General features: G+C 46.3%; 22 protein-coding genes. 4 read left to right on the top strand and 18 right to left on the bottom strand.

Features of this window, described 5'->3' with window-relative positions:
- The first annotated feature begins 24 nt into the window (after window positions 1–24).
- Window positions 25–1,875, top strand: coding sequence for a thioredoxin domain-containing protein (locus ACWJJS_RS00175; protein ID WP_454023208.1), 1,851 nt, complete (start codon window positions 25–27; stop codon window positions 1,873–1,875).
- Here ACWJJS_RS00175 and ACWJJS_RS00170 read toward each other — a convergent pair.
- Window positions 1,872–2,768 (bottom strand): CPBP family intramembrane glutamic endopeptidase, encoded by an 897-nt coding sequence (locus tag ACWJJS_RS00170; RefSeq protein ID WP_454023207.1) that lies wholly within the window; start codon window positions 2,766–2,768, stop codon window positions 1,872–1,874. The genes ACWJJS_RS00175 and ACWJJS_RS00170 overlap by 4 nt on opposite strands.
- 214 nt (window positions 2,769–2,982) lie before the next feature.
- On the opposite strand from ACWJJS_RS00170, the gene ACWJJS_RS00165 reads away from it, so the two are divergent.
- Complete coding sequence (locus ACWJJS_RS00165) at window positions 2,983–4,314, top strand: MFS transporter (RefSeq protein ID WP_326353211.1); 1,332 nt, start codon at window positions 2,983–2,985, stop codon at window positions 4,312–4,314.
- Between the two features lie 30 nt (window positions 4,315–4,344).
- On the opposite strand, the gene ACWJJS_RS00160 is transcribed toward ACWJJS_RS00165, so the two are convergent.
- The 12 genes from ACWJJS_RS00160 to ACWJJS_RS00105 all read right to left on the bottom strand — a co-directional run bounded on the left by ACWJJS_RS00160 (window position 4,345) and on the right by ACWJJS_RS00105 (window position 13,695).
- Entirely contained in the window at window positions 4,345–4,725 is a 381-nt protein-coding gene (locus ACWJJS_RS00160) for a VOC family protein (protein ID WP_121984315.1), read from the bottom strand.
- Window positions 4,726–4,780: 55 nt separating this feature from the next.
- A complete protein-coding gene (locus ACWJJS_RS00155) occupies window positions 4,781–5,719 on the bottom strand; it encodes a LacI family DNA-binding transcriptional regulator (RefSeq protein WP_454023206.1) in 939 nt (312 codons plus the stop codon).
- Window positions 5,720–5,781: 62 nt separating this feature from the next.
- On the bottom strand, window positions 5,782–6,540 hold the full coding sequence (locus ACWJJS_RS00150) for an exodeoxyribonuclease III (RefSeq protein WP_094247317.1): 759 nt from the start codon (window positions 6,538–6,540) through the stop codon (window positions 5,782–5,784).
- Between the two features lie 38 nt (window positions 6,541–6,578).
- The gene (locus ACWJJS_RS00145) at window positions 6,579–7,094 is read right to left on the bottom strand and encodes a methylated-DNA--[protein]-cysteine S-methyltransferase (protein WP_454023205.1); all 516 of its coding nucleotides are present in this window, start codon (window positions 7,092–7,094) and stop codon (window positions 6,579–6,581) included.
- Window positions 7,091–7,672: a bifunctional transcriptional activator/DNA repair enzyme AdaA gene (locus ACWJJS_RS00140; RefSeq protein ID WP_176283644.1), complete on the bottom strand. Its 582-nt coding sequence runs from the start codon at window positions 7,670–7,672 to the stop codon at window positions 7,091–7,093. Before ACWJJS_RS00140 ends, ACWJJS_RS00145 begins: the two co-directional genes overlap by 4 nt.
- Before the next feature lie 188 nt (window positions 7,673–7,860).
- Window positions 7,861–8,100: a 30S ribosomal protein S18 gene (rpsR, locus tag ACWJJS_RS00135; RefSeq protein WP_004392983.1), complete on the bottom strand. Its 240-nt coding sequence runs from the start codon at window positions 8,098–8,100 to the stop codon at window positions 7,861–7,863.
- A gap of 43 nt (window positions 8,101–8,143) precedes the next feature.
- Entirely contained in the window at window positions 8,144–8,662 is a 519-nt protein-coding gene (gene ssbA, locus ACWJJS_RS00130; RefSeq protein ID WP_004392979.1) for a single-stranded DNA-binding protein SsbA, read from the bottom strand.
- Window positions 8,663–8,701: 39 nt separating this feature from the next.
- Window positions 8,702–8,989, bottom strand: a complete 288-nt coding sequence (gene rpsF / locus ACWJJS_RS00125; protein ID WP_004392977.1) for a 30S ribosomal protein S6 — start codon at window positions 8,987–8,989, stop codon at window positions 8,702–8,704.
- A 111-nt stretch (window positions 8,990–9,100) separates the two neighbouring features.
- Window positions 9,101–10,201, bottom strand: a complete 1,101-nt coding sequence (ychF, locus tag ACWJJS_RS00120) for a redox-regulated ATPase YchF (protein ID WP_004392975.1) — start codon at window positions 10,199–10,201, stop codon at window positions 9,101–9,103.
- Between the two features lie 126 nt (window positions 10,202–10,327).
- Window positions 10,328–12,331, bottom strand: coding sequence for a molybdopterin-dependent oxidoreductase (locus tag ACWJJS_RS00115; protein ID WP_454023204.1), 2,004 nt, complete (start codon window positions 12,329–12,331; stop codon window positions 10,328–10,330).
- A gap of 46 nt (window positions 12,332–12,377) precedes the next feature.
- Window positions 12,378–12,584 (bottom strand): DUF951 domain-containing protein, encoded by a 207-nt coding sequence (locus ACWJJS_RS00110; RefSeq protein ID WP_004392973.1) that lies wholly within the window; start codon window positions 12,582–12,584, stop codon window positions 12,378–12,380.
- An 85-nt stretch (window positions 12,585–12,669) separates the two neighbouring features.
- Window positions 12,670–13,695 (bottom strand): YkvI family membrane protein, encoded by a 1,026-nt coding sequence (locus ACWJJS_RS00105; protein ID WP_454023203.1) that lies wholly within the window; start codon window positions 13,693–13,695, stop codon window positions 12,670–12,672.
- 88 nt (window positions 13,696–13,783) lie between these two features.
- On the opposite strand from ACWJJS_RS00105, the gene ACWJJS_RS00100 reads away from it, so the two are divergent.
- Window positions 13,784–14,311: an N-acetyltransferase family protein gene (locus tag ACWJJS_RS00100; RefSeq protein ID WP_454023202.1), complete on the top strand. Its 528-nt coding sequence runs from the start codon at window positions 13,784–13,786 to the stop codon at window positions 14,309–14,311.
- A 200-nt stretch (window positions 14,312–14,511) separates the two neighbouring features.
- Entirely contained in the window at window positions 14,512–15,126 is a 615-nt protein-coding gene (gene yyaC / locus ACWJJS_RS00095) for a spore protease YyaC (protein ID WP_004392969.1), read from the top strand.
- A gap of 29 nt (window positions 15,127–15,155) precedes the next feature.
- Here yyaC and ACWJJS_RS00090 read toward each other — a convergent pair whose 3' ends face one another.
- The 5 genes from ACWJJS_RS00090 to mnmG all read right to left on the bottom strand — a co-directional run bounded on the left by ACWJJS_RS00090 (window position 15,156) and on the right by mnmG (window position 20,652).
- Window positions 15,156–16,007, bottom strand: a complete 852-nt coding sequence (locus ACWJJS_RS00090) for a ParB/RepB/Spo0J family partition protein (RefSeq protein ID WP_004392966.1) — start codon at window positions 16,005–16,007, stop codon at window positions 15,156–15,158.
- Window positions 16,000–16,761, bottom strand: coding sequence for a sporulation initiation inhibitor protein Soj (soj, locus tag ACWJJS_RS00085; RefSeq protein ID WP_007409899.1), 762 nt, complete (start codon window positions 16,759–16,761; stop codon window positions 16,000–16,002). Before soj ends, ACWJJS_RS00090 begins: the two co-directional genes overlap by 8 nt.
- 298 nt (window positions 16,762–17,059) lie before the next feature.
- Window positions 17,060–17,911 carry a nucleoid occlusion protein gene (gene noc, locus ACWJJS_RS00080; protein WP_007409900.1) on the bottom strand — a complete coding sequence of 284 codons (852 nt, stop codon included), beginning with the start codon at window positions 17,909–17,911 and terminating at the stop codon, window positions 17,060–17,062.
- 121 nt (window positions 17,912–18,032) lie between these two features.
- Window positions 18,033–18,752 carry a 16S rRNA (guanine(527)-N(7))-methyltransferase RsmG gene (gene rsmG, locus ACWJJS_RS00075; RefSeq protein WP_014306213.1) on the bottom strand — a complete coding sequence of 240 codons (720 nt, stop codon included), beginning with the start codon at window positions 18,750–18,752 and terminating at the stop codon, window positions 18,033–18,035.
- 13 nt (window positions 18,753–18,765) lie between these two features.
- Window positions 18,766–20,652: a tRNA uridine-5-carboxymethylaminomethyl(34) synthesis enzyme MnmG gene (gene mnmG, locus ACWJJS_RS00070; RefSeq protein WP_004392959.1), complete on the bottom strand. Its 1,887-nt coding sequence runs from the start codon at window positions 20,650–20,652 to the stop codon at window positions 18,766–18,768.
- Window positions 20,653–20,657: the final 5 nt, after the last annotated feature.

The raw sequence follows: 20,657 nt of genomic DNA, 5'->3' as shown, positions 1-20,657 counted from the left end.
TTTGAGGACGAAGAGATCGCCGGTATGTTAAACGATAAATTCATAGCCATCAAGGTTGATCGTGAGGAGCGCCCTGATGTGGATTCCGTGTATATGAGAATCTGCCAGCTGATGACGGGGCAGGGCGGGTGGCCGCTGAACGTGTTCGTCACACCAGATCAGAAGCCGTTTTATGCGGGGACGTATTTTCCGAAGACGAGCAAATTTAACCGTCCAGGCTTTATCGATGTGCTTGAACATCTGTCCGAAACGTTTGCGAATGACCGGCAGCATGTCGAGGATATCGCTGAAAACGCCGCCGCTCATCTTGAAGTCAAGGTTCACCCGGCTGAGGGCATGCTTGGCGAACAGGCGGTTCATGACACGTATCGCCAGCTGGCCGGCGGGTTTGACACGGTGTACGGCGGGTTCGGCCAGGCTCCGAAATTTCCGATGCCGCATATGCTCATGTTTCTGCTTCGCTACTACAGCTATACGGGCAAGGAGCAGGCTTTGGCCGGCGTAACCAAGACACTCGACGGCATGGCGAACGGCGGAATTTTTGATCACATCGGGTTCGGATTTGCCCGCTACTCGACTGATAATGAATGGCTCGTGCCGCATTTTGAGAAAATGCTGTATGACAACGCCCTTCTCCTGACCGCCTATACGGAAGCCTATCAAGTCACAGGTAATGAGCGCTACAAACAGATTGCGATGCAGATCGTAACGTTTATTCAGCGGGAAATGATGCATGAAGACGGCAGCTTTTTCTCAGCTTTAGACGCTGATACCGAAGGCCGTGAGGGGAAATATTACATATGGTCCAAAAAAGAAATCATGAATCTTCTCGGTGATGAACTCGGCCCGCTTTATTGCAAGGTGTATAACATCACAGATCAAGGCAATTTTGAAGGCGAAAACATCCCGCACCTCATTTTCACGCGGCGTGAGGCTATCCTCGAAGAGACCGGCCTCACCGAACGTGAGCTGGCCGAACGTCTTGAAGAGGCAAGAACAAAATTGCTGGAAGCGCGTGAAAACAGAAGCTATCCGCATACAGATGACAAAGTGCTGACCTCATGGAACGCGCTCATGATTGCCGGGCTGGCAAAAGCCGCAAAGGTATTTCACGAGCCTGACTATCTCAGCATGGCGGAAACAGCCATCCGCTTTCTCGAACGGCACCTCATGCCGGACGGGCGCGTCATGGTCCGCTATCGCGAGGGCGAAGTGAAAAACAAAGGGTTTATCGATGATTACGCTTTTCTCATCTGGGCTTATCTTGAACTGTATGAAGCGGGTTTTCATCCGTCTTATCTGCAGAAAGCGAAAACGTTATGTACAAGCATGCTGGAGCTGTTCTGGGATGAACGGCACGGGGGTTTCTTCTTTACGGGGAATGATGCTGAGACCCTTCTTGTCAGGGAAAAAGAGGTTTATGACGGGGCCGTGCCTTCCGGAAACAGCGCGGCTGCCGTACAGCTGCTTCGTCTCGGCCGCCTGACGAGTGATGTATCACTGATTGAAAAAGCCGAAGTGATGTTTTCCGTGTTCAAACGGGAAATAGAGGCCTATCCGAGCAGCAACGCTTTCTTCATGCAAAGCGTACTGGCACACACAATGCCCCAAAAAGAAATCGTTGTGTTCGGAAGGAAAGATGACCCGGACAGAAAACGTTTCATTGAGGCGCTTCAGGAGCATTTCACTCCCGCCTATACGATTCTCGCCGCAGAACATCCGGATGATCTTGCTGGCATTTCTGACTTTGCCGCGGGTTATCAAATGATCGACGGAAAGACAACAGTCTACATTTGTGAGAATTTCGCCTGCCGGAAGCCGACGACGGATATTGATGAAGCGATGAACACCTTACAAATCAGCAGCAGAGCCTAGGCGGCCTGCTGCTTTTCTTTTTTCACAAAACGGAACGCGAGCCATGCGAAGATGATATTGATCACCAGAGTCGATATGCAATCGTATATTTCATAGCCCCCGGCTGCTGTTGTAAATACCGACGGAATGCCGCCGTACACCGAATGATCCTCTGTGAGAAAGATAAATAAAAACATATTATTGGCAGCGTGACCGCCAAGGGACATCTCCAGACTGCCCGTTTTAATCGTGATAAAGGTCCAGATCATGCCGATGGTGACATATCCGATTCCCGCCCATAGAGCCCCATTATCCATCTCCGGATTTCCGAAATGAAGTGCGCCGAATAATCCGCCGATAATGACCGTCAGAACCACCGCGTTTGCCGTCAATTTTCCGGCGAACTGTAGCAGAAAACCGCGAAAGAGAAATTCCTCCGCAGAGGTTTGAATCGGAACCAATAAGACGGCCGCCGCTAACAGCAGCAGAAAACGTGAAGCATGGAATTCCTGAAGCGTGAAACGATCCGGATGAATTAAAAAATCAATCAGCCCCGCGACAAACATCAGCACAACATATGTGCCGAATCCAAAGAAAATTCTCTTCCAGTTCAGCGACTGATTCGGTGTAATGATGGATAAAAACCGCCGCTTCATAATGAAACGAACCGCTATCCAAATGCCCGGAATCGCTATGAAATAGACGAGGTGCTGTAAATAAATATCCGCCAGCGGGTCACTTAATGCCGCCTCATCCCAATTTATCGTCAGTGAAGGATTGAAAGCGGACGTAAGAAACATGTAAAACACGGTCAGTATGCTTCCGAAAAAGAATAAACCCACAATGACCAACAGAGAAAGAAGATATCTCGATACACTATTTCTTCCCTCTGCGGGCCGTACAAATGTATTCATATTTATGCATCAACTTCCTTTCCTTCAACATTTTACAATATAAACAGAAACAGATATAGAAAATGTTATATATTTTAAGAAGAAAGCGCTATGCCGTTTCCTTTGGCTCTGGTTATTTACACTCTGTTTTTGCCAAAAAAAGACCTTTATAATGTATTCGTCAGATAAATTTACAGTATTTTCTGATTACAATTGCTAAGTCAGGGGGTTTTTTATGAAACATCAGACATTCTCAAATGTAGCGAACCGATTAGACCGTCTCCCCATTTCGCGTGTGCACTATCAAGTATTAACCGCTCTCGGAATCATCTATTTTTTCGATCTCGCTGATCTGTTTACGCTCAGCAACGTGGCTCCGGCGCTGATTGAGCATTGGGGCGTGAAGCTGTCCACCATTGCCGACATCACGGCCGCATCCTTCCTGGGCATGTTTTTAGGCGCCTCCATCGGCGGAAGGCTGTCCGATCGGATCGGCAGGAAAAAAGCGCTGAATTGTTTTGTCCTTGTCTTTTCGATCTCATCTTTTCTGAATGCGCTGGCATGGGACATTCCGTCCTTAATGATTTTCCGCTTCTTGACCGGGCTCGGCGTCGCGGCCGCCATGATTGTGACGAACAGCTATTTGGCGGAATTTTTTCCATCATCCGTACGAGGAAAATACATCTCCTTTTGCGCCATGATCGGACTGATCGGCGTTCCCGTCACAAACGTTGTTTCCGCTTTTGTCATTCCTTTAGGCTCATGGGGGTGGCGGCTCGTATTCGTATGGGGGGCGGCCGGTCTCATTTATTTCTTTTTTATCCGCCGGCTTGAGGAATCGCCGCGCTGGCACGAAAATCGGGGCGCATATGATCAGGCAAACACCATTATGAACCGTCTTGAAGCACGTATAGAGAAAGAAAAAGGCCCGCTTCCCGCGCCAAAAGAGGCGGCAGAAGTACATACAGTGAAGCACGCAGGCTACTTAGGGCTGTTTCAGGGCAGGAATTTAAAGATCACCATCATCCTGTCAGCGGTATGGATTCTTGAAACCTTTGGCTTTTACGGCTTTGCTTCATGGGTGCCCAGCCTGCTGAAAAGCAACGGCATCACCATGGAAAAAACACTGTGGTACAATGTGCTTCACTCTGTCGGCGCACCGCTTGGCGCATTGCTCGGTTCCATGATATCCGAGACGTTCCAAAGGAAATGGATTCTGGCCGCAAGCGCTTTTCTGACTGCCATTGCCGGACTGTTATACGGCATGACGTTTATTCCCGTCATGATTATTGTGTTTGGATTTGTCGTCAACGTCACGGAACGGGTATTCACCTCAAACTTATACGCATATACATCGGAGCCGTATCCTACGGAATATCGCTCGGCCGGGAGCGGGCTGGCGTACGGGCTCGGCCGTTTTTCCAACATCTTCGGTTCCCTGCTCGTCGGATTTATTGCCGTTAAGCTCGGCTACATCAGCGTCTTTTTGTTCATCGGCGGCTGCTGGCTTCTATGTTCCGTTTTGTTAATCCTCTTCGGTCCGAAAACTAATGCTCAGCAAATTTAATCAATAAAACAGTGCGGGTTCCCCGCACTGTTACACTGTGATTTCTATCAAATTGCCTTCCCCATCCTCTATCACGCTCTCATAATATCCGTCACCCGTCACGCGCGGGCCGCTTACAACCTGAAATCCGTCGTTTTTAAACGTCTCCGTCAATTCATTCACCCGCTCCTTGCTGCCTGTAGAAAATGCGAGATGCGCCCATCCGGTCATATTCTGTGACGGAGCTTCATCAATGCCGCCTTTTTTCATAAGTTCCAGCCTGCATCCGGAGTCAAACGAAAGAAAGTACGATTTGAAATCTTTTTTCTCATTATGATAAAGGTCATTGGCCTTGGCGCCGAAGTATGTCTCATAAAATTCTTTCATCCGTTCTAAATCTTTCACCCATATGGCCGCATGTTCAATTCGCATATGTCCGCCTCCTTTTTTTCTCAATCTAGTTATAAAGCATGAAACCCATTTCAGCTCAAGACTTTTTCCGCTGAAATTGATGCATAATTTGTTTTTTAGCCGTTTCTCCGTGCAAAAACAGCAAAAATGCTTCCCTTCCGACCCGTTCCAAATGAAGTTCCAGAGATGGGATATTCAATGCCCGGCTGACGCTCAGATTTCCCTCGCCGATGATCTCCGCGTCCCATTTCTGTTCTTTCGCAAACTGGTACAAGCCGGCAGCCACGTCATCACTGTGCGCATAGATGGCCGTCGGCGCCTTGTCGAAACCCCAGAAGTGTTCACCTGCCCGCTTTCCGTCGTCCATATCATGGCATCCGATCAGAATGCGGGTTTCATCAAGAGAGCCGAAAACCGCCTTATATGCGGTTACCTTGTCGGCCGTACTCGGGCTTTTTTCCGCTTCCCGCACACATGTAAAAGCAACGTCTTGATGTCCGCGGTTTTTCAAATACAAAAAGCTTTCTCTGTAAGCTGCCTGCCTGTCATTATAAGCGCAGGGAATCTCTTGATGCTGCGTATATTCACAAGCGACAATGGGGCCGTATTCCAGGTAAGGCACAGCGGTTTCCCATTCATTCGCGCGGGACGTGACAATCAGTCCGTCAATCTTTTTCATTTTCAGCAGTTCGAAATAGGTCATCTCTATAGCGAGGTCATAGTTGGTGGGGAGAAGGGTTGTCACGTAATCATGGGCAAACGCTTCCTTCGTGATACCGTTTACAATTTTGTCAAAGCAGGGATGGTCACTGTACGGCAATATCACGCCGATCGTATTGGTCTTTCCGCGAATCAGATCAATGGCGGTTCGATTAGGGGTATAATCCAGCTCCTTCATCACTTGATTCACAAGACGCCTTTTCTCCTCAGATACGTACGGGTGTCGGTTTAATACGCGTGATACGGTGGCCACCGACACATTCGCCAGTTTCGCAATCTCTTTTATATTTGCCATGTGCTCCTCCATTTTCGGTGATAAAAAAGCAGCAAGAGTGGATTTCTCTTACTGCTATCTCATCATAAATCCACTGTCATTTCAACAGGGCAATGGTCAGAACCCATGATATCGGCACAAATGGCCGCTTGGCTGATCCGCGGCTTCAGTCTGTCTGAAACAATGACGTAATCAAGCCGCCAGCCGATGTTTTTCTCACGTACGTTCGTCCTGTAAGACCACCAGGAATAGGCGCCTTCCCGATCAGGATATAAATAGCGGAATGAGTCGGTAAATCCTGTGTTCAGCAGGGCGCTGAACGCTTCCCGCTCTTGATCCGAGAAACCGGCGTTCTTCCGGTTGGCTTTCGGATTTTTTAAATCTATCTCCCTGTGTGCGACATTCAGATCGCCGCATAATATCACGGGCTTCTTCCGGTCAAGCTTCTTCAGATAATCCTTAAAATCGGCTTCCCATTGAAGACGGTAATCAATTCGCTCTAATCCGCGTTTGGCATTCGGCGTATAACAGTTGACGACGAACACGTTCTCAAATTCAAGTGTGATCACCCGTCCTTCTTGATCATGATCGTCAATTCCCAATCCATAAAACACGTGAAGCGGCTTTTCTTTCGAAAAAACAGCCGTGCCTGAGTAGCCTTTTTTCACCGCATAGTTCCAATAGCCATGGTACCCTTCAAGCTGTAATGATACTTGTCCGTCCTGTACTTTCGTTTCTTGCAGACATAAAATATCGGCTTCCGTTTCCTGAACGTAAGTATTGATATCTATCTTTTTCATCACGGCACGTAAGCCGTTTACATTCCAAGAAATCAGTTTCATGTGTTCCCTCCTGTCCGGCTCAGCCGTCATTCCAGTGTTTAAATGTTTCCGCCCTCTAATGCCAGCAGCTGCTTTTTCATTTCTAAACCGCCTCTGAATCCGGTCAGTTTCCCGTTTTTTCCAATGACGCGATGGCACGGAACCGTAATCAATACCGGATTTTTTCCAATCGCGGCGCCCACGGCTCTTACGGCTGCCGGTTTCTGAATTATTTTTGCTATATCCGAATACGAGTATGTCTCGCCGTACGGTCTGTCCATAAGCGCTTTCCATACAGCAAGCTGAAATTCTGTCCCGTAAAGATCCACCGGCACTGAAAAAGCTGATCTGCCATTTTCGATGTACTCGGACAGCTCTGCCGTGTAAGACGCCAGCTTCTCATCATCACGTGCCAATCGGTATTGCGGCAGTGATTTTTTTGCCCACTGCTCAAGCTCTTCAAAGCTTCCATGATTTGAACCTATAAAGCATAGCCCCTTAGATGTGGCGGCTGTATACAGGCTCCAATCATTCCGTGTGAAAAGTGTCCAATAGACCATTGTCTCTTTACTCATATTGAACCTCCCTTTCCCATTCCGGCAGTTTTTCGGTATTCTGTGGGCGAATTTCCGGTTCTCTTTTTAAAAAGAGTGGCGAAATGCGCTGTGTTTGGAATTCCGACCGTCAGAGCGATCTCCATGACTGTCATATCAGTATGCTTTAAAAGGTGTTCCGCCTTCGACAATCTTCTTTTCTGTATATACTCAATCGGGGATATTCCCCTGATTTTTTTAAATGTCCGCTGTAAATGATAAGGGCTGCCGTGACACATTTCGGCCAGTACACTCAGAGTCAGAGATTCGTGATAATGGCGGTCAATGTACTCAATGATTTGAACAATCCATTCTTCATCAGGAAGACGAAGACCGTTCGGCCGGCACCTTTTACAGGGACGAAAATGTTTCTCGAGCGCTGCATCAGCCGTATCAAACACCAGCACGTTTTCTTTATTCGGAACTCTCGATTTACAAGAAGGCCGGCAGAAAATCCCCGTCGTTTTTACTGCATAATAAAATGCCCCGTCATAAGAAGCATCATTGCGTATGATTGCGCCCCACTTTTCATCAGTCAGGATATTTCTGTCTGTCTCCATCTCAGCCACCCCCTGTTCTTCAGTATAAACAAATTCATTGCATAAGTACGCGTATTTGAATAGAGGAGCAAGATAACAAAGGAGTAAGAAGCACTTCCATGTTTCATGTGAAACATTTCGGCAGGATGGAGGAGGACTGATATAAAAAAAGAGCAGGAGCCCGCAGGCTCTTGCTCTTTTCTTTCGGCTTACTCGCCAGTTACGTATGGAAGTAAAGCCATTTGACGTGCGCGTTTGATCGCGATAGTCAATTTACGTTGGTATTTCGCGTTTGTTCCAGTTACACGGCGAGGTAAGATTTTACCACGCTCAGAAACAAACTTTCTAAGAAGATCTACATCTTTGTAATCGATGTGCGTAATGCCGTTAGAAGTGAAGTAACAAACCTTACGGCGTTTCGCACGACCGCCTCTGCGTCCTCCTGCCATTGTCATTTCCCACCTTTCTCGTTATGAATATAGCGATAATCTATTAGAACGGAAGATCATCATCCGAGATGTCAATCGGCTTGCCGTCGTTGGCAAATGGATCATCATTAAAGCTGTTCCCTTGATTTCGTCTCTGGTTGTTCTGATTTCCGCCGAACGGATTATCATTTTGGCCTCCGCCAAAGTATTGGCCTCCGCCGCTGTTTCCTTCGTTGTATCCGCCTGATCCAGAACCGCCGCTGTTTTTAGGCTCAAGAAATTGAACACTTTCAGCTTGGACTTCTGTCACGAAGACACGCTGTCCCTGCTGATTTTCATAATTTCTTGTCTGGAGTCGGCCGTCTACGCCGGCAAGGCTTCCTTTTTTAAGAAAGTTTGCAACGTTTTCGGCTTGTCTTCTCCAAGTGACACAATTAATGAAATCGGCTTCACGTTCTCCGGACTGGTTCGTGAATGTACGATTCACAGCAAGAGTAAACGTGGCGACAGCCGCACCGCTTGGCGTATAACGAAGCTCTGGGTCTTTTGTCAGTCTTCCGACTAATACAACTCGGTTAAGCATATGAAAGACCACCTTTTAACATTATATATTTCAAATTGCTTATTCTTCTTCTTTAACAACGATGTGGCGAATGATATCGTCACTGATCTTAGCTAAACGGTCGAATTCAGCAACCGCTGCAGCTTCAGACTGAACGTTTAAGATTTGGTAGAAACCGTCACGGAAATCGTTGATTTCGTAAGCAAGACGACGTTTACCCCAATCTTTTGTTCCAGTGATCTCCGCTCCGTTAGAAGTCAATACGTTGTTGAAACGCTCGATAACTGCCTTCTTTGACTCTTCGTCAATGTTCGGACGGATAATGTACATAACTTCGTACTTTTTCATCTGTTTGCACCTCCTTTTGGTCTAAGCGGCCCTATAATGGGCAAGGAGCAATAATTCTATTACTCACAAGTTTATATTATACCAAAGCTCTTGTCCCTTTACAACTGTGTCCTATACATTAAATCGGAAATGAATGACATCTCCGTCTTGGACTACATATTCCTTACCTTCCAGACGCACTTTTCCGGCTTCTTTCGCTCCGGACATTCCGCCGCCTGCCAAAAGGTCTTCATAAGCAACCGTTTCAGCGCGGATAAAGCCGCGTTCAAAGTCAGTGTGGATGATACCCGCACACTCAGGAGCTTTCATGCCTTTTCTGAATGTCCATGCGCGCACTTCCTGTTCGCCCGCCGTAAAGTATGTTGCAAGGCCGAGAAGAGAGTATGACGCTTTAATCAGCTGATCAAGACCTGATTCTTCGATGCCGAGCTCCTCAAGGAACATTTGCTTTTCTTCGCCTTCCAATTCAGCAATTTCAGACTCAATTTTCGCACAGACGACGATAACTTCGGCATTTTCACCCGCGGCGTACTCACGGATTTTCGCAACGTATTCATTGTCTGAAGGATCAGCCACTTCATCTTCGCTTACATTCGCCACATAAAGCACGGGTTTTGACGTAAGCAAATGAAGCTGCTTCACAAGCTTTTGCTGTTCTTCCGTAAATTCAACGGAACGGGCAGGCTTTTCTTGTTCGAAAGCTTCTTTCAATTTAGACAGAATGTCAAATTCAAAAACCGCTTCTTTGTCTTTTTGCTTCGCAAGCTTGCTTACACGCGTGATGCGTTTTTCGACTGTCTCCATGTCGGCAAGAATCAATTCAAGATTGATCGTTTCAATATCGTCAATCGGATCGACTTTCCCTGACACGTGCGTAATATTGTCATCAGCGAATGCACGTACAACGTGGCAGATCGCATCAACCTGACGGATATGAGAAAGAAACTTATTTCCGAGTCCTTCACCTTTAGATGCGCCTTTTACGATCCCCGCGATATCAGTGAATTCAAACGCAGTCGGCACCGTTTTTTTCGGGTTCACCAATTCAGTCAGCTTTTGCAGACGTTCATCCGGCACTTCCACGATTCCCACGTTCGGATCAATTGTACAGAACGGGTAGTTGGCTGATTCGGCACCAGCCTGGGTAATTGCATTAAATAACGTCGATTTTCCGACATTCGGCAAACCGACAATTCCAGCAGTTAAAGCCATTCTTTCATCTCCTCTATATCAAACCATCATCGTATAAACGTATTGTAAACCTAGAGCAATTATAAGGAGGTTCATAGGAAAAGACAAGCTGAGAAAAAAGCATTTCCCGCCCTCTCTCTCCTTAGATTATCCTTTTTTAACCGCTACCAGACAGTCAAAAAGCGTACTTCCCATTCCATTATCGGAATTTGAATCCTTTGTGAGCATGTTGACGGAGCCTCCGAATGCCGCCCACATGCCTTCATCTATATTCACCGTCTTCGGGTGAGCCTGCTTCATGATTTTCACCCTGCCGCGCAGACGGCCGCGGTCATTGTAAACCTCTGCCGTATCTCCGTCTTGAAGAGAAAGCTCTTCCGCGATATCCGGCGACAGGTCCACCTGAATCTGCTGAAGCTTTTCAATAAACGGCACGTGCTGTGAATGATTGGAGCGCTGCGGGTGAATGGACAGCAGCGTATACGGATATTTCCCGGCCAGTCCGGCGTCGTGATAAACAGACTCCTCCGGCACCTCCAATTGAGGGAGGCCGCTGTATCCTTTCTCTTCTGCCAGTGACGAGACGAATTCAAATTTTCCGCTCGGGGTTAAAAATTGAAAATCACTCCATGGAACCTGTTTAACCGGAAGCGGCATATGTCCTTTTTCCTTTAATTGCTCAAGGGTGATTCCTTCTTTCTCCAAAGAAGAGAGCCCCATTTTTAAGAAATCTTCCGTACTGTAATCAAACAGCTCCCCGAATCCGAGACGCTTTGCGAGTTCCGTCCAGATCAAGCGGTCTGATTTTGCCTCTCCCTGCGGTTCCGCGAGCTTCTTGCCATATTGAACATAGTGATGATACATGCTGGAATAATAAATATCTTCCTCTTCGAAAACAACGGCCGTCGGCAGCACATAGTCACAGAGCTTCGCCGTATCGGTCATGACCGAATCAATGGCCACTGTGACCGGCGTTTTTTCAAACGCTTCCTTCACTTTTTTTGTATTCGGCACCTGTGTCAGCGGATTGCCGCACGTCACGATGATCATCTCAATCGGCGGGTCGGCTGCATTCAGCGCCTCTTCAGCTTGAGTCATCATCGAAAACATTCTCGAACTTTTCTTCAAATCAGGACGAGTGAGCTCGGCCTTTGCAAAGCTTTCACCGACTTGCACATTTCCGAAGTTTGCGCCGCCGCCTTTGATACCGACATTTCCGCTCGCCGCAGCTAAAGCGTCAATCCACCGTATCGTCCCGCCCCCGTTTTTATATCTCTGCATCCCAAGACCCATAAAAGTGGAGGCGGGACCGTCAGCATATAAATCGGCAAGATATTCAAGCACTTCTAAAGACGTTTCTGTTTTCTCAATGATCTCCTCAAAAGAAATCGTCTGCAGAAGCTTGTCTATTTCCTCAAAACCGACCGAATGCTTTTGAATAAAATCAGAATCGGTTCTGCCGGTTTGGCATAATATTTTTAAAACACCCGCCGCAAGCCAGCCATCCATGCCGGGTTTGACGGATATATACCGGTCGGCAAGCTTTGCAGTCGGGTTAAAAATAGGATCAATGATCGTCAGTGTCGCTCCTTTTTTCTTCACCTGCTGCAGATGATGATAGAGGTGCATATTCGTCCGGGACACGTTTCTGCCCCATACGATCACATGCTTGCTGTGATAAATATCAAGCGGTCCATGCCCGTAAGAACGCCCGAAATCCCAGCGCTGCGCTTCAATGCCGGAACCCCAGCAAATGCTGCCCGCAATCTCGGTTACACCGCCGTATCCATTGAAAAAACGCTGGTCGAGCGCCTTCAAAAGACCGTTATTGGCGTAGTCATGACTGTGCAGCACTGCGGCAGTGCCCAGCGTCTCCTTAATCACCGCCATTTTTTCAGCAATTTCATCTAACGCCTGCTCCCAGGAAATCCGGACAAATTCGCCGTCTTTCTTTTTTAAAGGGAAACGAAGCCGTTCCGGCGCATTCGTTTTCGTCTCCAGCATTCTGCCCCGGCCGCAAATTTTCCCTTCCGTAATGGGATGATTCGGGTCTCCGTCTACTTTCGTCACCTTTCCATCCTCAACTGTCACCAAAAAGCCGCAGCTGTCCCAGCAATTCAGCGGGCACGCTGACTGATGCACTTTGCTCATCGGGCCTCTTCCTCTCCTCTATATGAAAAAGCATGAGCGCCAGCCCTTATGATGTAGGCTCCTCATGCTTGACGAGTACTTTTTTCAGCTTTCTCTCAAAATCTCTTCTCGGAATCATGACACTGTGGGAACAACCCGTGCATTTGATCCGAATATCCATCCCCATCCGAATGATTTTCCACCTGTTTTCACCGCAAGGATGCGGCTTCTTCATTTCAACAATATCATTCAGGCCAAAGTCTTTATCCGCCAAGACCCTTCACCTCTCTCCATAGACTGCTTTATTTATTGTACAAAAAAAAACAGGATAAGAGCAACGGCCGCACTCAAAATGAGCATTATACTTTTTTCCATCTCCCTAAAATAGGGTAAAGAAGAAGACATACCAGCAAATAAAGACTTAAAAGCCCGTAAATGGGATATAAAATGGCGATCAAATCTGAAAAACCGATTGTCGTAAAAGGCACCATCACAGCTAAAAGAAGAGATACGAGCGTCCATCTCGGCAATTTCACAAATGCAAGTATGCGGCTGGACAGCCCGAAAAGACCGGTCACCGTTGTCGTATAGATGGCTAAAAAAAGCACGGCGGCCATACAAAGAAATAACGGATAAGGAGCGCCTTCAAGGACGGCGAAAAGAGGAATCTCATATTGTGTAAGACTGCCTGAAAGCTGTACAAGCGTTTCATTGTAAACAAATGAAATCATACCGAAAATCAGCCCGCTTGCAACGCTTGCGATTTTCGCTTCTCCCAGTCCCTTCATATCTTTCCCGATTGAAGAAAGAACAGCGACAACAGAAAGGATGTTTAAGGACGTGAAGGTAATGCTTGCCGGCCAATTATACTGGCGGGTCAAATCTATCGTCCACGTGTAATGATGGGTTGTCTGAAAAAAGACCAATGCATATAACAGCCCCGCTACAAGAATCGGTATCAAAATACTATTCAGAGATAATATTCCTTTTATATCCCAAAAGAATAAACCGACGGTCACAATGCAAAGAAGAAAAATACCGATCCAAAACGGCAGCTTGTACATTTGCAGTGTCACACCGCCGCCGGCAATCATAACCATCGTCATTGAAAACAAATAAAACATAATAAGCACATCATAGACTTTAGCAAGAGCCGGCCCCATCAGATGCTCAAGCACAGGTAAAAAGTGCGTTGATTGAACCCGATAGCTGATCTTCAACACAATATAAGCCGAAATCGTAAACATGACTGTAAACAATACAATAGCCAGTCCGCTTTCGACACCGAAAAACTGCCATATTTCCTGCCCGCTCGCATACCCGGCCCCAATCTGGCTGCTTAATATGAGCAGCATCCACTTCATCCCGGCTCTCCACACCCTCATCACCTCATAAAATTTCTGATCATCTCCGCATATTGCTACTATATTGAGTGACAGCGGCAAACATTCATACAAATGGGACAAATATGGTATGATAACGACGATTGACTATTCAGAAAACTTATTTATGTTAGGCGATCAAATCATGTACATCAGGCGGTTAACCGCAAGTGATACCCAGCCTTACTCCGATATGAGGCTCAAAGCTTTAAAAGATCACCCGGACGCATTCGCCGTCAGCTATGATGAGGCGAATGAATGGCCGTCCGAAAAATGCAAAGCCAGGCTTGAAGCCGGCAATGCCATCGTGCTTGGCGCCTTTGAACAAGACAGACTGATAGGAATCCTCAAGATCTCCAAGCATTCGCTGTTTAAACTAAGACACATTGCGGTTATCGGTTCTATGTATATTTCCCCCAAACACCGAGGGTCAGGCGCGGGAAAAGCGTTAATGACGGAAGCCATCAACCGGGCAAAAAAGATGAAAGACACAGAACAGCTCCATCTCTCTGTTACTTCAACAAATGAACCCGTAAAAAAACTCTGCGCTCAGTTAGGATTTTTCCTCTTCTCTGCAGAAAAAAGAGTGCTGAAATTAGATCGCAATATGTTGATGTAGATCAAATGGTCTTACTTCTTTCATGAACTTAGAGAACAACTGCTCTGGGTTCTTTTTTCTATCCCGCTCTTTTCAAACAACCGGCATGCTGATCATGACATAAGCATAAAAAAAGGCAGCGCTGGATATACTGTAAACAACCATACATCACCAAAAACAACAATGTAATACTCGTATGACATGACAAGGAAGTGAACCTTATGAATCGAAAAGGCGGGCTTTTTTCTCAAGAACGGGCAAAACAATATGTATCCCATACGGATTCTTCTGCTGCGAATCAAATACAAGCGATCCTTACTTCATCTTTACGTAAAGCAGCCGGCAGACCGTTAGTCACCGTGTGTATCGGTACAGATCGGTCGACCGGAGATTCATTAGGTCCGCTCGTAGGAACAAAGTTAGAAAAAATGAATTTAGGCAGATTGCACGTTTACGGCACGCTGTCAGATCCTGTTCACGCCGTCAATATGAAAGACAAGCTGAAAGATATTCAACATCTACATAAAAATCCGTTTATTATAGCGGTTGATGCTTGTTTAGGCCGCGTCAAAAGCGTAGGCTCATTTCAAATCGGCGATGGGCCGCTGAAGCCCGGAGCAGGTGTTCAAAAAGACCTTCCTGAAATCGGTGACGTCCATATCAATGGAATCGTCAATGTCAGCGGGTTTATGGAGTATTTTGTCCTGCAGAATACGAGGCTTCATCTTGTTATGAGCATGGCAAATGTTTTAGCAGAGGGGTTACAGCTGACAGATAAATCAGAAGGCCGGCAGGAACGGCTCAGTCCGTTTCATAAGCTGACAAGACGTATATAAAAAACCATCTTTTTTTAAAAAGATGGTTTTTACGCTTCTCTTTCGGACAATAGTTCCAGGATACGTTCAAGATCTTCATTTGAGAAAAACTCAATCTCAATCTTCCCTTTTTTCTTTTGTCTCTTAATATTGACTGTTGTTCCGAAGTAATTTTGCAAATACGATTCCCGCTCTTTTAACACAACATCTTGAACAGGTTCTTTTTTCTTTGTTTCACGTGGAACATTGTTGTTTAACTGCTGAATCAGCTGCTCAAGCTGGCGGACGTTCAGCTGTTCTTCAACCACTTTCTTCACAAGCGGTTCAAGCTTGTTTTTATTTTTCAAGCCAAGCAAGGTTCTGCCGTGTCCCATGGATAACGTACCTTCTGCAATGAGGTTCTGGATGCTTTCCGGCAGCGTCAGCAGTCTTAAATGGTTGGCAATATGAGGCCTGCTTTTCCCGAGCCGTTTAGCGAGCTGTTCCTGGGTTAAATCCAAATGCTTCAGCAGTGAGTCATATGCCAGAGCTTCTTCAAGCGGTGATAAGTCTTCACGCTGAAGGTTTTCCAAAAGAGCGATTTCCCGCATCAGCGATTCAGATAAATCCCGCACGATAGCCGGCACTGTCTCTTTACCGGCAAGTTTTGCGGCGCGGTAACGGCGTTCGCCGGCTACAATATCATAGCCCTTCAATGATTTTCTCACGATAATGGGCTGAAGAATGCCATGCTGAATGATGGATTCCTTCAGTTCAGCTAATGACTCATCGTCAAATTGTTTTCTTGGCTGATAAGGATTGGGGCGTAAATCACTGATTTTAATCTCTTCCACTGTCTCTTCAGACAAATCAACCTGATTAAACAACGCGTTAATCCCTTTTCCGAGCCCGCCTTTAGCCATTCGCTGCCACTTCCTTTGCTAAATCTAAATATACTTCCGCACCTCTCGAACGCGGATCGTATAATATGATCGGCTTGCCGTGACTCGGCGCCTCACTTAAACGGACATTGCGAGGAATAATGGTTTGATACACTTTATCTCTAAAGTATTTCTTTACCTCTTCTATCACTTGAATGCCGAGATTCGTTCTGGCATCAAGCATCGTCAGAAGCACTCCTTCTATCATTAAGTCGGTATTTAAATGTTTTTGCACAAGCCGAACTGTATTTAATAATTGACTCAATCCTTCAAGAGCGTAGTATTCGCACTGAACCGGGATAACGACTGAATCTGAAGCGGTAAGCGCATTAATCGTTAATAACCCGAGAGACGGAGGACAATCAATAATCATGTAATCGTAATTTTGTTTCACTGATTCTAATGCTCTTTTCAGCCTGACCTCCCGTGAGATCGTCGGAACCAATTCGATTTCCGCTCCCGCAAGCTGGATCGTGGCCGGAATGACATCTAAGTTCTCTACTGAAGTCGGTTTAATAATATCTGTAACATCTGCATCATCTACTAAAATGTCGTACACACAATGATCCACATCGGCTTTTTCAATCCCTAATCCGCTCGTTGCATTGCCCTGCGGATCAATATCAACAAGAAGAACCCTTTTACCTATGTAAGCCAAGCAAGCCCCCAGATTGACAGAAGTCGTCGTCTTCCCGACTCCGCCTTTTTGGTTCGTAATTGCTATGATTTTTCCCACGATGTCACCTACCTTCACATGAACATGTACTGTCTTGTTTCTATCTTATCAAAAAAAGAGTAAAGCGTTTTATTTTTTTCATAATTTGTTTATCAGCAAGTGAAAAAAATGTAAACGAAAAAGACACTTTCTAATATAAGTTCTCCGATAAAGTGACTTTTTTGACTGTAAAAAGACAATTCACGACACAAAAAGATAAAATTTTACATATATAGTGTATAGTGCACAATAAATCTATCATTATCTTAAAATAGTTTTTTGATTAAAATAAAAACTCCCCTGCTGATCAGGAGAGTTTTTATTTAGGTATCCGAATGGTAAGCTGGATGTACTCTTCGAATTCTTCTTCTTCAGTGTTCAGCCTGACGCCGCTGTCTTCCACCATCGACAGTGACTGACGAATCGTATTCATCGCAATTCTTGTATCCCTGCTGAACGCTTTGCGTCTCGGCTTTGGTTTCTGCTTATTCTGTTCAAGCATTTTCACCACTCTGTCTTCCGTCTGCTTGACGTTTAAGCTTTTCTCAATGATTTCCGCAAGCAATGTGACCTGAAACTCCGGCTGTTTGAGCGGAATCAGTGCTCTTGCATGACGTTCCGTAATTTTTTTCTCCATAATCGCATCCTGGACGGGTTCCGGGAGCTTTAACAATCGGAGCTTGTTCGCAATCGTTGACTGGCCTTTTCCTAAGCGCTGCGCCAAGGCTTCCTGTGTTAAATCATGAAGTTCTAACAGTCTTGCGTACGCATGAGCTTCCTCAATGGAGGACAATTCTTCCCTTTGCAGGTTTTCAATCAAAGCGACAGATGCTGTTTCCGTATCAGAAAAATCTTTAATAATTGCGGGAATCTTCTCCCATTCAAGCGTCTGTACCGCTCTCCAGCGCCTTTCACCCGCAATGAGCTCATATTGTCCTTCATCTTCTGTATGTCTGACAACAATCGGCTGAATGATGCCGTGTGTATGGATAGTCATTGCTAACTCTTTGATTTTTTCATCTGAGAAAATGGTGCGTGGCTGAAAACGGTTGGGAACGATAGCATGTACCGGTATTTCGAGTATCTCTTCTTTGTTTGTATCATGCTCAGCTATCTCCGGTTCCTCTTCCTTCTCACCAAACCCGAAGAAACGAGAGAATGAATGCTTCATGTACCTACACCACCTTTAAAAACTGCCATTTTTATAATTCTATTTTCTCATGGTTTTTCCTGCTGTATCTTCATCAATTTTGCAGAAAATATGATGGAATTGTCACATCAGGCTGTCTAAATTACCCTTCAATTGGCGATTTATTTGGAGTACCCGGTTTTCTCGGATATTTTTTCGGAGTGCTTTTCGTCTTGCGAATGATCATAATGTTCCGTTCACTTTCTTCAACGGGAAGTGTAAAGGAATGAACTTGTTCAAGCTCTCCTCCCAATACTTTAATCGCCTTTTGCCCCGCTTTCAGCTCTTCATCAGCGGCTGCAGCTTTTAATGCCGCAAAAATACCGTTTTTCTTGGCCAGCGGCAGACAAAGCTCACTCAGGACCGACAGACGCGCCACCGCACGGGCCGTCACGAGATCGAAGCTTTCCCGGACGTCTTTCCGCTGTCCGAATGTCTCCGCTCTGTCATGGACAAATGTTGTATGCTCTAATTGTAAAGCATCAGAGAGAGTTTCCAAAAACGTAATCCGCTTATTCAGTGAATCGACGATGGTGACATGCAGATGCGGGAAGCAGATTTTGACGGGCAGGCTTGGAAAACCGGCGCCGGCGCCGACGTCACAAAGAGTGGTGACCTTTTCAAAATCAATATAAAATGCCGCCGTTATCGAATCATAAAAATGCTTGAGATAAACTTCCTTTTTCTCAGTGATGGATGTCAGATTCATTTTTTCGTTCCATTCCACGAGCATCCGGTAATACAACTCGAATTGCTCCAGCTGGCGGTCAGAAAGGGAAATCCCTTTCTCCGCTAAACTGGATGTGAATTCCTCTATATTCATGCCGTCATCCTTTCTATTCAGCTACCTTGGCAATACGGCCCTGCTCCAGGTATACCAGCAGGATTGAAATGTCTGCCGGATTGACGCCGGAAATACGGGACGCTTGAGCAACTGATAAAGGACGCACTTCTTTCAGCTTTTGACGGGCTTCAGTAGCAATTCCTTTAATGGCGTCATAATCAATCCGATCAGGGATTTTTTTGTTTTCCATTTTCTTCAGCTTTTCCACTTGCTGCAAGGATTTTTCGATATATCCTTCATATTTCACCTGAATTTCCACTTGTTCCGCCACATCTTGCGGAACCGGAGAATCTGCAGGCGCAAGTTTTGTCACTGTTTCATAGTTCATTTCCGGACGTTTCATTAAATCTGTGCCGCGCACTCCGTCTTTCAGCTCGCTTCCGCCGAGTGAACGGATATATTCCTGATTCTCAGGAGACGGCTTGATAATAACAGACCAGAGACGTTTTTTCTCTGCCTCGATCGCCGCTTTTTTCTTCTCAAACGCTTCATAGCGCTCATCAGAAATTAAGCCGATCTCATGGCCGATTTCCGTCAGGCGAAGATCCGCGTTGTCGTGACGGAGCAGCAGTCTGTATTCCGCCCGTGAAGTCAGCAGACGATACGGTTCATTGGTTCCTTTCGTTACCAAATCATCAATCAATACACCGATATAAGCATCGGAACGGCTGAGGATCACTTCTTCTTTTCCAAGCGCTTTGCGGCCTGCGTTGATCCCTGCCATAATTCCTTGCCCGGCTGCTTCCTCATAACCTGATGTACCGTTAATTTGACCGGCTGTGTACAGGTTAGGGATTTTTTTCGTCTCCAGTGTAGGCCAGAGCTGCGTCGGTACAATCGCGTCATACTCAATCGCGTATCCGGCTCTCATCATCTGCACCTTTTCCAGTCCCGGAATGGTCGCCAGCATCCGCTGCTGCACGTCCTCAGGAAGACTCGTGGATAGACCCTGAACGTATACTTCCTGCGTATTTCTGCCTTCCGGCTCAAGGAAAATCTGATGGCGCGGTTTATCATTAAACCGAACGACTTTATCTTCAATCGAAGGGCAGTATCTCGGTCCCGTTCCTTTAATCATACCGGAATACATCGGCGAACGATGCAGGTTGCTGTCGATGATCTCATGAGTCTCAGGACTCGTGTAAGTCAGCCAGCAAGGCAGCTGATCGGTAATGTATTCAACCGTTTCATATGAGAAAGCGCGCGGAACCGGGTCCCCCGGCTGGATTTCTGTTTTGCTGTAATCAATGGAATCGCTTGAGACACGAGGAGGCGTGCCCGTTTTAAAACGGACGAGATCAAAACCGAGCTCCTCTAAGTGCTCAGAAAGTTTAATAGACGGCTGCTGGTTATTCGGACCGCTTGAGTAAGACAGATCCCCGAGAATGATCCGCCCTCTTAAATACGTTCCGGTTGTCAGCACGACCGTTTTTGCCTTGTATTCAGCACCGGTTTGCGTAATGACACCGCGGCACTCTCCGTCTTCAATGATTAAACGCTCGGCAATCCCTTGAAGAAGTGTCAAATTCGGTGTTTTTTCCAGCGTATGCTTCATTTCGTGCTGATATTGGAATTTATCCGCCTGCGCACGCAGCGCCCGTACGGCCGGACCTTTTCCTGTATTCAGCATTCTCATTTGAATATGAGTTTTATCTATATTTCTAGCCATTTCTCCGCCGAGCGCGTCAATTTCGCGGACGACAATCCCTTTCGCGGGGCCGCCGACAGACGGATTACATGGCATAAACGCAACCATATCAAGATTAATCGTCAAAACAAGCGTTTTGGCTCCCTGGCGCGCGGATGCGAGGGCAGCCTCAACACCGGCATGCCCGGCGCCGATGACAATCACGTCGTATTGGCCTGCTTCATACCCCATGGTTT

The organism is Bacillus sp. JK106 (assembly GCF_053663355.1).
Note: the sequence above shows the minus strand (reverse complement) of the source record. Positions and strands in the feature narration are given on the sequence as shown.